Raw genomic sequence first — 13,932 nt, 5'->3', positions numbered from 1 at the left:
TGAGGCAGGCGTGGAATCGTCGGAAGCTGTAGCCATTGTTTTTCTCCGTGATACCTGCCGCGGGTGCGACCGCAGCAGCACCGAATACCAGAAACTCGGGCGTCCGAAGAGGGCCGGGCGCCTCCTCAGGCTTCGTTGTCCGTTTCCTGCACCTGACCATTGTTGGCGGCAAGGACGGTCTGCCCACTGGGAGCAAGCGCTGTCAGCGGCCAGCGCGCCGCTAGGAAGCGGTCGCGCTTGATGCGACTCACATTAACGGTGTCGGACTGGTTCCCCCCCAGCACATGGAAATGGGTTGCGTCCTCGCCGTGGTAGAAGCCGACATGGCCTTTGGAACCGTTACGCGACCCGCGCCAGAAGACAAGTACGGCCCCGATCTGCGGGGCGCATGAGACGCCGAACCGTGCCCAAGCCCGCGCCAGCAGCGGAAGTGTGGGGAGCGCCTCGCTGGGAAGGCTGGATCCAATGCAATGGCCGACGAACAGTCCGCACCATGGGATCTCGTCATCTGCGTAATCTATCTCCAAGGCCTTCGCGATGTCGATGAGCACCGGGTTCGAGCCAAGGCCGGTATCCTCCTTGAGGCCGACCAGCCGGAGCGCCTCCTGCATCCACGGCATCTGGTCGATGGTACTAACCCTTCCAGCGGGCGTACTGCCAAAGAGCGTTGCGTAGGTGGCGGGGCCCACGAGACCGTCTACCACCAGGCCGTTCTGCGCTTGGAACAGCTTTACCGCATTGATCGTCAGGCGCCCGCGCACCCCGTCAATTGGCCCCGGATTGTAGCCGAGTTTATGAAGTCGCCGCTGAATGGCCTCGTAATCCACGAAGTCCATAGTCGCCTCACTCGAAGGGTGGAGCAGTGCTGGCGTGACTTACCTGATAGTGCCAAAGTTCGACGTCTTGTCAAGAAAATCAGATGCTGCATCTGCAAACTCCGATGCCGAGTTTGTCGCGATTCCAACATGACGGACTGGATAAAATCTAGGCATTCTGTTATGTTTCAAAAAAAATCCTCAGTGCCAAGAGGCATAAATGGCCAGAACGCCTCGTGACGAGCCGTCTGAAGGCAGCGACAGCCAAGAGCCGGAACCCGAAAGGGCACGCCGCGACGATATTTTCATAGACAGGGACGGCGACGCGCCAGTTTCCGGGATTGGGTTGGCCACAACATCTCACGAGGATCAGTCCCGAGCCATGCAGGGTAGTCCGGCCGAAGCGACGAAAGCGCCGTTCCGCGCCTTCGGTCGGACGGTCGCTCCCATTGAAATGCGCGACCCCATCAAGCGAAAGGAATGGGGGATGCCAGCACCGGACTCGGACGAGCCCGGGCCCTACGTGGTCGAATTGAACGCTCAGCACCGCGGCGGCCTGCCCGGAGCCGAGAACGATTTTTTCGCGCTGTTTCGTACCTGCGTCCAGGAACCAGCTGAACGGGATACTCCGTCCCGCGACTTCAAGCGTTGGCCAGTCCGGATCGGGAAGTCCTACTACCGCTGCGAACTGCTCGATGATGAATGGCGTCGCCTCGTGGCCGAGGACGAGCGCAAACTCGCTCCGGAACGTGCCATCTTCCGGCTGTGGCCCGATTTCGTGGTGCGGGCCTATACGGATCGTTCTGTCGCCACCATCAAGGCGGATGCCGCCCTGAATTCCTTTGGCGCTGCGGGCGAAGATATCACATGGGCCGTAGTCGACTCCGGTATCGACGTGAACCATCCTCATTTCGGTGACGCCTCGACTCCTGGGGGCCGTGCGTCGCATCTTCTTCTTAACGACGCGGTGCGGGACCTGCACCGCAACTTCGCCGACCTGTTCACCGGGACGGGAGACGACCGGATGCCTATCCGTCCCCTGGCCAGTCCCGACGAGGACGCAGACCTTGCGCCTGAGATCCGTGAAGTCCGGATCGAGGAACATCGGCAGGCGGCGCTGAGCGATGATTTTGGCCACGGCACCCATGTCGCCGGCATCATCGCGGGCCAGGCGCCCGCGCCCGAGCGAGCCGCCATTCGGCTGCTCGAGCGACAGTTCACCGTAAATGAGAGCGGCAAGGCCGTGACCTCGACTTTCACAGAACGGCAGTTCCGCCCCCAGGCCGTATCGCGCCGCGGCGCCGTCGCCCCCGGCAGGCACGAACCGCGCGGGATGGCGCCGCTGTGCCGGCTCATCAGCCTTCGCGTGCTGGACGACAGGGGGGAGGGCCGATCCAGTCAGGTGATCCAAGCGCTCGAATATCTGCGAGAAAGGATCAATGATAATCCGAAGGTCATGCGCGTCCACGGCGTGAACCTGAGCGTGGGTTATTCATTCGATCCCGAGGTGTTCGCCTGCGGTCAGAGTCCGTTATGCACGACCGTCAACCGACTGGTGCAGGAAGGAGTCGTGGTGGTCACGGCGGCGGGGAACACGGGTTACGGCTCGGCTGCGGCAAGCACCGGCTCCGCGCAGGTGGGGATATCAAACAGCATCAACGATCCAGGCAATGCGGATCTGGCGATTACGGTCGGCGCCACGCACCGCGACGCGCCCCACACTTACGGCGTGTCCTATTTCTCGTCTAAGGGGCCAACGACGGACGGACGGCTGAAGCCCGATCTGGTCGCACCGGGAGAGCGGATCACCTCTTGCGCCGCAGGGAAGAAGCTGGAGGCAGCGGGCGGAGCGAGGGACGGTGCCGCGCATTACCTGGACGACACCGGCACCAGCATGGCTGCGCCCCATGTCTCGGGAGCAATTGCGGCCTTCCTGTCGATCCGGCGCGAATTCATCGGGCGGCCGCTGGACGTGAAGCGCATCTTCCTAGAAAGCGCGACGCCCTTGGGCCGCGAGCGGTATTTCGAAGGGCACGGACTCGTGGACCTGATGCGGGCCATCCAGTCGGTTTGAGGAGGAACCATGACCATCGCGCATGACGAGATAGAGTTCACCCGCGAAGGCCGTCTGTTCAGCGAGGCGCAGCTTGCGGCCGCGATCGAGGCAGCGGGTAACGCCACCGACCTTCTGGTACTGAGCCACGGATGGAACAACGACAAGGCCGAGGCAACCGTCCTCTATGACCGGCTGACCCGCAGTCTGGAGCGCGTGATCGAGGCGGGGCATGTGCCGGAATTGGGCGACCGACGGCTTCGAGCGCTGCGGGTTTTCTGGCCGTCGAAGAAGTTCGCGGATGCCGAGTTGATTCCTGGCGGCGGCGCCGCCACGGCCACGCGCGAGAACGACGAGGCGCTGCTCCGCCTCTTGGACGAAATGCGCCACGACCCCGAGGTGCTGGGCGGCACCGAAGAGAATGACAAACTGGAGCCGTTCGTTACCGAAGCAAAGGCGCTTGCGCCGAGGCTGAAAGACGAGCCGGCGGCGCGTGATCGGTTCGTGGAACTGCTGCGATCGATGCTGGACCCGGCCGAAGCGCATCCTGATGACGGCTCGGACGATTTCTTCACGCGCCCGGCCGCAGAACTGTTCGCCGAACTTGACGAACAAGTGGTCGCGCCCGGCCCTCCGGGAAGGGGGGGAGCACAGGCGGTAGGGGCCGGGGGCGCCACAGGACTTGGCGATTTCTTGGGCGGTATCGGCGCCGCCGCGCGGCGGCTAGCTAATTATACGACATACTACCGGATGAAGAGCCGCGCAGGTATCGTGGGACGGCTGGGCCTCGCACCAGTGTTGAAACGGTTGCGGGACCGGCACCCCGGACTGCGCCTGCATCTGGTGGGCCACAGCTTTGGCGGCCGGCTTGTCACCGCTGCGGCCCATGAGTTGCCTCCGGGGACGCCGGACGTGACCCTCAGCCTGTTGCAGGCCGCGTTCTCTCATAACGGACTTGGGCAAAACTTTGACGGGCACGGAAGTGACGGAGCATTCAGGGCGCTGGTGGCCGAGCGTCGTGCCTCGGGACCAATCATCATCACCCACACCAAGAATGATACCGCAGTCGGAATTGCCTATCCGCTGGCCTCGCGGATCGCCCGGCAGGCCGCTGCAGCGCTTGGAGACAAGAACGATCCCTATGGCGGCATGGGCCGGAACGGCGCGCAGCACACACCCGAGACAGACGAGACGCAGGGCGCCCTCAAGGAAGTTGGCCACGCTTATAGGCTTGAACAGGGGCGGGTCTACAACCTGCGTGGCGACAGCTACGTCAGCAACCACGGCGATGTGGGCGGCAACCAAGTAGCAAGCGCGATCCTTCAGGTCATCGCGGCTACTGGCTAGGATCAGGAGTCATTGATCTGCCTGTTGCTGCGTCATTCAGCCTCCGCGAGGAGACTGATCGATGAGCAACCTTTTCTGGCTGACTGACGAGAAGATGGCGCGGCTGCGGCCGCTCGGCGGGAAAACAGTTCACTGGACTGTTTTCTGATCCGCCTCGCTCCCGAAGAGCCATGGCAGGCCGCGTGTCGATAATCGGCGTAGGGCTCTAGTGGCATAAGGTTCGTCAACCGCGACGGGTTACGATGGCGGGACGCTCCCAAGGAATACGGTGCTGCGAAGACGCTTTACAACCGTTGGAAGTGGTGGAGCGACATGGGCGTCTTCGCGCGGATGATGGCGGGGCTGGCCGCGGTGAGCCCTGAACCGAAGACGATCATGATTGATGCCACCTACCTCGAGGCGCACCGCACGGCGACCAGCCTGCGGTCGAAAAAGGGGGCGCGGCCGACGGATCGGGCGGAGTTCGACGGTCAGAAAACGATCCACGAGATCGTTTTCCCGAGAACGGGCGGCATGAACACCAAACTGCATGCCGTCACGGATGCCGGCGGGCGGCCGATCCGCGTTCTCGGGGGATTGGTTCCCTGGACCAATCCCTGATCCTCGAACTCATGAGCGCAGGCCAGGTCAGCGACTACACTGGCGCCGCCGCCTTGCTGGAAGGTTTGCCCTCGGCGGAATGGTTGCTGGCAGACCGGGGCTGCGATGCCAACTGGTTCAGAAATGCCCTGAAAGACAGAGGATCGCCCCCTGCATCCCGGGGCGAAAGCCTCGTGGACGGCCTGTAAAATATGACAAGCGCCGCTACAAACGCTGCAACCGGATCGAGATCATGTTCGGCCGCCTGAAAGACTGGCAGCGTATCGCCACTCGGATCACGACAGATGCCCGAAGGTCTTCCTGTCCGCCATCGCACTCGCCGCAACCATCATGTTCTGGGTATGAAACCTAACGAGTCCTGACCTTGGGAAGAGAGCAACTGACAAGACGAACTTGTCATGCAGTGTTCGTGGTCCTGCTCATGATGCTCCATCCTACTCAAGGATTGGGTGGTCGCTCTGGCAAACTTGACGTGGTTCAGGCTGGCAAAGCCGCCGGTCTGTCGAACGCGCTCCGCTCGGCTCGCCTCCCACACCATGTTCCGCGGCGTCTCGGCGGCCGTGCGCATATGCCTGAAGCAGCTTCGTCGCCTCCCGAGAGGCCAAAGGCTCGCACCGTCGTGAGCAGCATCACAATGCCGAACTTCCTGCATATGGTCTCGCTCGGGCCAGCATGAGGCTGTTGAACATGCCGAAGTCCTTGACCACCAGCGCGTCAGGGCAGCAGCACCTTCCGGCCGATCCTGTGTGATCTGGCCGCTGCGGGCTTGATTCGCAGGGCTGTGCGATGAGCAGCTGCGAAGAGCATCGATATGACCACGGGGAGCGCTGTTATCTGCGAGGCGAGAGCAGGGGAACCCTATGCTCTGCAACCCCCGCAGTTTGGAACATAAATAGCCTTGGCGATGAGGCCTGAGGTCCTGCTGATGGACGAGCCCTTCGCGGCGCTGGACGCCCTGACGCGCGAGCGGCTGCAGGCCGACCTTCTGCGCGTGGCTGAGGAAACGCAGGTGATGCTGATCTTCGTCACCCATTCGATCGAGGAAGCGGTGCTGATCGGCACCCGCCTGCACCCGCTGTCCTCGCATCCGGGTCGCACGATCCGCACCATGACCACCGAGGGCACGGTCCTGGGCCAACCCTCCTTCGCGCAGCTGTCGCAGGAGGCCCACGAACTGCTGTTTCAGGGCGAAGAGGAAGACCATGTCTGACTTGAGCCATCTTCACGCGCGCCGCCCCCTGTGGCTGTCGGCGCTGGGCACGCCCTGGCTGCGCCGCGCGGCTGTGCTGGTCCTGCTGGCCGCGATCTGGGAACTCGCCGCGATCATCCAGAACAACCCGATCATGTTGCCGCGCTTCAGCGCCGTGGTGGTCACGCTATGGTAGTCGATCCTGCACGACGAGCTGCTGAGCTCGGCCTGGGTGTCGACCGAGGTCCTGCTAAAGGGCTACCTGATTGCCGTGGCGCTGGCGCTGCTGCTGGTTGTCCTGGCCGCCACCAACAGCTTCGCCCGCGAAGCGCTGCAGACCCTAACCGCGATGCTGAACCCGCTGCCGGCCATCGCGCTTCTGCCCCTTGCGATGCTGTGGTTCGGCCTGAACGAGGCGAGCCTGATCTTCGTGCTCTGCCACGCCGTTGTCTGGCCGCTGGCGCTCGCCGCACTGTCGGGCTTCGAAGCCGTACCCGAGACGCAGCGCCTGGTTGGGCGCAACTACGGCCTGCGCGGGCCGGGGTTCGCGCTGCAGATCCTGATCCCGGCAGCGCTGCCCTCGCTGATCTCGGGGCTTAAGATCGGCTGGGCCTTCGCCTGGCGCACCCTGATCGCGTCCGAGCTGGTCTTCGGCGTCACCTCGGGCTCGGGTGACTTGGGCTGGTTCATCTACCGCAGCCGCAACGACCTTTACACCGACAAGGTCTTCGCCGGACTGGCCGTCGTCATCCTGATCGGCTTGGTCGCCGAAATCGTCCTGTTCCGCAGCATCGAGAAACACACCGTCCGCCGCTGGGGAATGCAGAAATGAATGGAGCCGTCACCATGCCCACCCGTCCCTGCCAGATGCACCTAAGCGCCTTCCTTTATCCCACCGGCCACCATGTCGCCGCTTGGCGCCACCCGCAGGCCGCCGCCAACGCGGGCATCAACCTCGGCCATTACCAGCATCTCGAGCGTGTGGCCGAACGGGGCCTGTTCGACCTGATCTTCCTAGCCGGCGGGGTCGGCGTCCGGGGCGACAATGTCGAGGCGCTGTCGCGCACCGCCGCCGACCCCCGAATGGATGAAGACCCCCGGCGCTGACAGGGCGGCAAACCCTTGCGACCTGCTCTCTGCGCACGAAGTCCCTGTCGTCCGCAACGGCAAGCGTAGGTTGGCGCCTGCCGGCTGCGGGGCGGTCGGACGCCTCAGCCTTCGGGGAAGAAGACGAAGCGCATGACGAACAGCGCGGCGACGATCCATGTTGCGGCATGGACCTCGCGCGCGCGTCCGGTCAGCAGCTTCAACCCTGCATAGGTGACAAAGCCGAAGGCGAGCCCGTTCGCGATCGAATAGGTAAAGGGCATGGCAAGGGCGGTCAGTACCGCGGGCGCGGCCTCGGTCACGTCCTCCCAGGTGATCTCGGCGAATTCGCGCAGCATCAGCGTGGCGACATAGATCAGCGCGGGCGCGGTCGCGGTGGCGGGGACCGATCCGGCCAGGGGCGCCAGGAAGGTCGCCAGCAGGAACAGCACGGCCACGGTCAGCGCCGTCAGGCCGGTGCGCCCGCCCGCCTGCACGCCCGCCGCGCTTTCGACATAGGCGGTGGTGGACGAGGTGCCCAGCATCGAGCCCGCCACGATGGCAGTCGAATCCGCCATCAGCGCGCGGCTCAGTCCCGTGTTGGTGTGGGTCGGGCCCTGGACCAGCAGGCCGGCCCGCTTGGCCACCCCGATCAGCGTGCCGGTGGCGTCGAAGACCTCGACGAGGACCATGACCAGCACGACATGGACGATGCCCGTTCCGAGCGCCCCCCATACGTCAAGCTGCATGAAGGTCGGCGCGACCGAGGGCGGCGCCGAGACGATGCCCGCGAAGCTGCTCACGCCCAGCAGGATCGAGGCGGCGGTAACGGCCAGGATACCGATCAGGATCGCCCCCGGCACCCGCAGCGCGTCCAATGCCGCGATGATGAAGAAGCCGGCGATGGTCAGCAGCGGCCCGCTGGCCGTCAGGTCGCCCAGGGCGATGAAGGTCGCCGGATTGGCCACCACGATGCCCGAGTTCTTCAGCGCGATCAGCGCAAGGAACATGCCGATCCCGGCCGCGATGGCGCTGCGCATCGACTGCGGAATGCCTGCGATGAGCCAGCGCCGGATGCCCGTTACCGACAGCAGCAGGAAGATGATCCCCGAGATGAAGACCGCGCCCAGCGCCTGCTGCCAACTGTAGCCAAGCGTGCCCACGACCGTGAAGGCGAAGAAGGCGTTGAGCCCCATGCCGGGGGCCATGCCGATCGGCCAGTTCGCCCACAGACCCATGACGGCCGAGCCGATCGCCGCCGCAAGGCAGGTCGCCACGAAGACCGCGTCGCGGTCCATCCCCGTCGAGGAGAGGATGTCGGGGTTGACGAAGATGATGTAGGCCATTGTCAGGAACGTGGTCAGTCCGGCGACGAGCTCGACCCTGACGCTGCTTCCCCGCTCCCGCACATTGAAGATGCGTTCGATCATGATTATTTTTCCTCCCCGCGCAGGCTCGCGAGCACCTTGCTTAGCGGACGTCCGGTGCTGCCGACTATTCGCCATCCGTTGCAACAGCTTCAAGCGATTGGAGGGAAAGCCGAGGGGATGACAGCCGCGCGCCGCCCCGACGGTACGGGCCCGAGAGGATGCTGTTCAGCACAGGCTGGTCATCAGCCTGCGGCTTGCAATGGTCACGGGACAAGAGGATCAAGCCGCGCCATCTGCGCCTCTGTCACCCAGGAGAGGTTGCTCACAGGCCAGTCGCCTTGCGGAACCTGAACCAGCCACCAAGCGCAAGGTCAGTGAGTTCTCGCCCTATTCTCCGCCCGAGCCGAGACAATCAGGGTTCCCGTCGAAAATATCTGCGAACACTGTTCTTGCGCCGAAATCGCTGACGTGAACGATGTCGGAGTAGAGATAGCGACCTTCCAGCTGGACATCGCAGACGCCGGAACTGCAAATCTGTTCATGTGGATAGAGCACCCGGACCCGAGAGGGCAGGGTGTCCGCCGCAAAGCTGGCGAGCAGCTCGTCGGTTTCATTCAGGAAATCGTCGCGGGACACACCCTGAATTCCAGCCAGCACGGCAGGGATGCCTCCGCGGAAGTTGTTGGTAAGGAACGGCAGCGGACCGACGACACAGACGTGCTCGAAGCGTTCCGACAACAGACCCAGCAGGGAAAGGATTTCACGGGTGATCTCGGCGCGGCGCTCGCTTTCCGGCCTTGGAGGGGAATCGAGCAGGGTCACGCGCGCATTCGCGAAGGGCGTCTGCTGGGCCGTGTTCTGGGCGAAATAGTCGCTGCCATAGTAATAGGCCGCCCAGGCGGCCGAAAGCAGAACGGTCCGGGGCTTCTGCAGGTCGCCGCGCAGATAGTCGAAAAGCTGGGCGTAATAGGCCCGGCATTCCGCATTGAACTCGGCCGAGCGGTTCACGCGGATTGTACGGTCGGACGGAAAGCAGCCGCCGCGGGTCAGGCTGACAAGCCGCCGTCCCTGATCGGCAAGCGCTTCGGCCAGCGGGGCGGAAAAGTGGAAGGCATTGGAATCGCCGATCAGCAGCACGTCCTCGGGCCGCAGGGGCGGGCTCAGGCAGTCCGTCAGGTCGCGGCATTCCTCAAGCCCGCTGCGCTCGAGCGAGCGCAATGTCGCAATCGCCTCAGGGGACAGGTCGAAGCGCACATAGCCGTCGCGATGGTGGCCGACTGCGCCCAAGGCGACAAAGCCCAGGATGCCGGCAGTCGCCCCCGTGAAGACCGCCCTGCGCGAGACGCCCTGTCCGGCGCGAAAGGGCATCTCGACATATTTCCAGCTTAGCCAGGCAAGCGGGAACACCGCAAGGACAAGGGCGAGCCTGACGGCCAGCGCAGGCTCGGCCGGGATCATGTAGCGCAGGAAGGCCAGCATCGGCTGGTGGAACAGATAGGCGCTGTAGCTGACCAGCCCGATCAGGACCAGAAGGGGCCAGGACAGGACCCGCTGCATCCATGTGCCGGGCCGTGCGCAGAGAAGGACCAGCACCGTTCCCAGCGTCGGCACCAGCGCGAAGGGGCCGGGAAACTGCGTCCGGTGATCGAAGGCGGCAACGGACCACAGCACCAGGCCGAGACCCACGAAGGCCAGAGCGTCATGGAGGCGGCCGACCGAAGCATGGGGTGCTTGCCGGCGCAGGATCAGCATCGCCACCACACCCATCAGCAGTTCCCATCCTCGGGTCGTCAGAAGGAAATAGGCGCTTTGCGGGGCGGTCCGCGTCAGCCAGACGGAGGCGAAGAAGCTGGCCAGCAGCATCAGAACGATCGCAGAGGGAAGAAGACTTCGCGCACGATGCCAGATCAGCGCCACGACCGGCGGGAACAGGATGTAATACTGTTCCTCGATTGCCAGGCTCCAGGTGTGCAGAAGCGGCTTCAGTTCGGATTCGACGTCGAAGTAACCGGCCTCCTGAAGGAACAGAATGTTCGACAGGAAAAGAGTGGTGGCAGCGACGCTTTGCGAGAAATCGGCAAGGTCGCGTGGAAGAAACCAGAACCATGCCGCGATCGTGCAGGCAAACAGGGTCAGGAAAAGGGCGGGAAGAATGCGGCGGGCGCGTCGTTCGTAGAAGCGCAGGATGCTGAACCGGCCGGCCTCCAGATCGGCAAGAATGATGCCCGAGATCAGGTATCCGCTGATGACGAAGAAGACATCGACCCCGACGAAACCACCGCTGAATCCGGCAACTTTCGCGTGAAAAAGAATAACTGGCACAACGGCAACGGCCCGCAGGCCGTCAACTTCCGGTCGGTAATTCATCCTGATATTGCTCTGGGAACAGGATCTCGGGATCAACTTGGGTGACCTGCCGATTCGGAACAAGGCTCAATTTTTCTGAAATCAATTCTCGCCACGGATCCACTGCTTCAAGTTGAAGTCCCAATAGGCTCGTGCCCTGTTGATCTGCCTGCTTCTGATGTACTCAGCCTTCGCGCAGGAACTGACGGACGAGCAGCCTTTTCCGGGTGGCCGACGCCCAGATGGCGCGGATCATGCGGCTTGCCATAGCACTATCGGTATATCGGCCACGCATCTTAGGATTTGTCCGGTCCGGGCGGCCTCCTTTACCAGATTGGACTGAAGCAACCGGCGCCGCACACGCACGGCGCTGTCGGGGGAGGGAGAGACGCAGGATGAAGGTGATGAAGCTCGCGGCCGCGCTCGGGATGGGGCTTTCGCTGCTCGCCGGGCCGGCCCTGGCGCAGGACAAGGGTCTGGTCGGCATCGCGATGCCGACCAAGTCCTCGGCGCGCTGGATCGACGACGGCAACAACATGGTCAAGGAACTGCAGGCCGCAGGCTACCAGACCGACCTGCAATATGCCGAGGACGATATCCCGACCCAGCTGAGCCAGGTCGAGAACATGATCACCAAGGGCGCCAAGGTGCTGGTGGTCGCCTCCATCGACGGCACCACCCTGTCGAACGCGCTGGCCAACGCCCAGGCGGCAGACATCAAGGTCATCGCCTATGACCGGCTCATCCGCGACAGCGACGCCGTCAGCTATTACGCCACCTTCGACAACTTCAAGGTGGGCGTCCTGCAGGCGGATTCGCTGGTCAAGGGGCTGAAGGAACGCTTCCCCGACCAGAAGCCGTGGAACGTCGAGCTGTTTGGCGGCTCGCCCGACGACAACAACGCCTTCTTCTTCTACGACGGGGCCATGTCCGTCCTGCAGCCGATGATCGACGCGGGCGAGATCGCCATCGTTTCGGGGCAGATGGGCATGGACCAGGTCGGCACCCTGCGCTGGGACCCGGCCACCGCGCAGGCGCGCATGGACAACATCCTGTCGGCCAACTACGGCGACAAGCAGATCCACGGCGTCCTGTCGCCCTATGACGGGCTGTCGATCGGCATCCTGTCCTCGCTCAAGGGCGTGGGCTACGGCTCGGGCGACATGAAGATGCCGGTTGTCACGGGCCAGGACGCCGAGATCCCCAGCGTCAAGTCGATGATCGCGGGCGAGCAGTATTCATCGGTTTTCAAGGACACGCGCGAGCTGGCCAAGGTCACGGTCGGGATGGTGGACGCCGTGCTGGAAGGCAAGGAGCCCCAGATCAACGACACCGAAACCTATGACAACGGCGTCAAGGTCGTGCCCTCCTACCTGCTCGAACCGGTCGAGGTGAATGCCGGGAACTACAAGCAGGTGCTGGTCGACTCGCGCTACTACTCCGAGGACCAGCTGCAATAAGACCGGAACGCGGGCGGGTCCGGCCGTGACGCCGGGGCCGCCCTTCTGCGCGCGGGGAGGCGGGCATGGCGGCAATTCTTGAGATGCGCGGGATCGGCAAGAGCTTTCCCGGCGTGCGCGCGCTGGATCGCGTGAACCTGGAGGTCGAGGCCCGCGGCATCCATGCCATCTGCGGAGAGAACGGCGCCGGCAAGTCCACGCTGATGAAGGTCCTGTCGGGCGTCTATCCGCACGGCAGCTATGACGGCGAGATCCTTTACGAGGGCCGCCCCATGCGGTTCCGCGACATCCGCGACAGCGAGGCGGAGGGGATCATCATCATCCACCAGGAGCTCGCGCTGGTGCCGCAGCTTTCCATCGGCGAGAACATGTTCCTGGGCAACGAGATCACGCGCAGCGGCGTGATCGACTGGCCGCGGACCTGGGCGCGCACGCGCGAGCTGCTGGCCAAGGTCGGCCTGAACGAGAATCCCACCACGCCGGTCGAAAAGCTGGGCGTCGGCAAGCAGCAGCTGATCGAGATCGCCAAGGCGCTGGCCAAGGACGTGCGCCTGCTGATCCTAGACGAGCCGACCGCCGCGCTTCAGGAAAACGACAGCGCCACGCTGCTGAAGCTTCTGCTGGAACTGAAGGAACAGGGCGTGACCTCGATCCTCATCAGCCACAAGCTGAACGAGATCCGGCGCGTGGCCGACCGGGTGACGGTGATCCGCGACGGCTCGACCGTCTCGACGCTGGCGCGCGACGAGATCACCGAGGAACGGATCATCCGCGACATGGTCGGGCGCGATCTCGCCCACCGCTACCCCGAGCGCGTCCCGCAGATCGGCGACGAGCTGATGGCGGTGCGGAACTGGACCGTCTGGCACCCCGACCAGCCGCGCAAGGTCATCGACGATGCGGCCTTCACCGTGCGGCGCGGCGAGATCGTGGGCATCGCCGGCCTGATGGGCTCGGGCCGGACCGAGCTGGCCATGTCGATCTTCGGCCGCAGCTTCGGCCGTGACATCTCGGGCACGGTCGAGATCGGCGGCAGGCCGGCCGATGTCTCGACGGTGGGCCGCGCCATCGGCGCCGGGCTCAGCTACGTCACCGAGGACCGCAAGACGCTGGGCCTGATCCTGGACGAACCGATCCAGCGCAATGTCTCGCTGGCGAACCTTGCCGGCATCTCGGCGCGGGGCGTGTTGTCGCGCGGGCGCGAGAAGGCGGTGGCGGAAGGCTATCGCCGCGACCTCGGCATCCGCACGCCCTCGGTGCTGCAGCAGGTGGTGAACCTGTCGGGCGGCAACCAGCAGAAGGTCGTGCTGTCCAAGTGGCTGTTCACCCAGCCGCAGGTACTGATCCTCGACGAGCCGACGCGCGGCATCGACGTCGGTGCCAAGTTCGAGATCTACGCGATCATGAACAGGCTGGTGGCCGAGGGCAGGGGGGTGGTGATGATCTCGTCGGAAATGCCCGAACTGCTGGGCATGTGCGACCGCATCTATGTCATGAACGAGGGCCGGATCGTGGGCGAGCTGACCCGCGCCGAGGCCAGCCAGGAGCGCATCATGGGCATGATCCTGCGCAGCGAGGGGAGGGCGGCGTGACGGTTCCGCAGCATGACGAACTGGGCGTCGCGGGCGGCGCCATCCGCGCCCGGTTGGGCGGCGGCCTGCGCCAG

11 protein-coding genes and 1 pseudogene are annotated in these 13,932 nt (G+C 64.2%); 9 read left to right on the top strand and 3 right to left on the bottom strand.

The features are described 5' to 3' along the window. Positions 1-125: 125 nt before the first annotated feature. Complete coding sequence (locus BLQ03_RS11680; protein WP_090756265.1) at positions 126-836, bottom strand: NlpC/P60 family protein; 711 nt, start codon at positions 834-836, stop codon at positions 126-128. 199 nt (positions 837-1,035) lie between these two features. Here BLQ03_RS11680 and BLQ03_RS11675 point away from each other — a divergent pair, with 199 nt between their 5' ends. From BLQ03_RS11675 to BLQ03_RS11650, 7 genes and pseudogenes are all read left to right on the top strand, one after another. Further along, positions 1,036-2,889 carry a S8 family peptidase gene (locus BLQ03_RS11675; RefSeq protein ID WP_217629718.1) on the top strand — a complete coding sequence of 618 codons (1,854 nt, stop codon included), beginning with the start codon at positions 1,036-1,038 and terminating at the stop codon, positions 2,887-2,889. Positions 2,890-2,898: 9 nt separating this feature from the next. Then, the gene (locus BLQ03_RS11670; RefSeq protein WP_090756263.1) at positions 2,899-4,215 is read left to right on the top strand and encodes a hypothetical protein; all 1,317 of its coding nucleotides are present in this window, start codon (positions 2,899-2,901) and stop codon (positions 4,213-4,215) included. A gap of 61 nt (positions 4,216-4,276) precedes the next feature. Next, positions 4,277-5,160: pseudogene (locus tag BLQ03_RS11665) on the top strand (IS5 family transposase). A 559-nt stretch (positions 5,161-5,719) separates the two neighbouring features. After that, positions 5,720-6,025 (top strand): P-loop NTPase family protein, encoded by a 306-nt coding sequence (locus tag BLQ03_RS18620; protein ID WP_217629717.1) that lies wholly within the window; start codon positions 5,720-5,722, stop codon positions 6,023-6,025. Continuing rightward, entirely contained in the window at positions 6,018-6,200 is a 183-nt protein-coding gene (locus BLQ03_RS18615; RefSeq protein ID WP_217629716.1) for a hypothetical protein, read from the top strand. The genes BLQ03_RS18620 and BLQ03_RS18615 overlap by 8 nt, the downstream gene beginning before the upstream one ends. A gap of 36 nt (positions 6,201-6,236) precedes the next feature. After that, a complete protein-coding gene (locus tag BLQ03_RS11655; RefSeq protein WP_217629715.1) occupies positions 6,237-6,836 on the top strand; it encodes an ABC transporter permease in 600 nt (199 codons plus the stop codon). 14 nt (positions 6,837-6,850) lie between these two features. Next, a complete protein-coding gene (locus BLQ03_RS11650) occupies positions 6,851-7,111 on the top strand; it encodes a hypothetical protein (protein WP_090756260.1) in 261 nt (86 codons plus the stop codon). Positions 7,112-7,215: 104 nt separating this feature from the next. Here BLQ03_RS11650 and BLQ03_RS11645 read toward each other — a convergent pair whose 3' ends face one another. Further along, the gene (locus BLQ03_RS11645) at positions 7,216-8,520 is read right to left on the bottom strand and encodes an NCS2 family permease (RefSeq protein ID WP_090756257.1); all 1,305 of its coding nucleotides are present in this window, start codon (positions 8,518-8,520) and stop codon (positions 7,216-7,218) included. Between the two features lie 327 nt (positions 8,521-8,847). Beyond that, a complete protein-coding gene (locus BLQ03_RS11640; protein WP_090756254.1) occupies positions 8,848-10,827 on the bottom strand; it encodes an acyltransferase family protein in 1,980 nt (659 codons plus the stop codon). 374 nt (positions 10,828-11,201) lie between these two features. Here BLQ03_RS11640 and chvE point away from each other — a divergent pair, with 374 nt between their 5' ends. Further along, positions 11,202-12,266 carry a multiple monosaccharide ABC transporter substrate-binding protein gene (gene chvE, locus BLQ03_RS11635; RefSeq protein WP_090756252.1) on the top strand — a complete coding sequence of 355 codons (1,065 nt, stop codon included), beginning with the start codon at positions 11,202-11,204 and terminating at the stop codon, positions 12,264-12,266. Between the two features lie 65 nt (positions 12,267-12,331). Continuing rightward, on the top strand, positions 12,332-13,858 hold the full coding sequence (gene mmsA, locus BLQ03_RS11630) for a multiple monosaccharide ABC transporter ATP-binding protein (protein WP_090756250.1): 1,527 nt from the start codon (positions 12,332-12,334) through the stop codon (positions 13,856-13,858). The last annotated feature ends 74 nt before the right edge of the window (positions 13,859-13,932 follow it).

Origin of the sequence: Paracoccus chinensis, from assembly GCF_900102885.1 — a bacterium.
In the GTDB taxonomy this organism is placed as follows: domain Bacteria; phylum Pseudomonadota; class Alphaproteobacteria; order Rhodobacterales; family Rhodobacteraceae; genus Paracoccus; species Paracoccus chinensis.
Note: the sequence above shows the minus strand (reverse complement) of the source record. Positions and strands in the feature narration are given on the sequence as shown.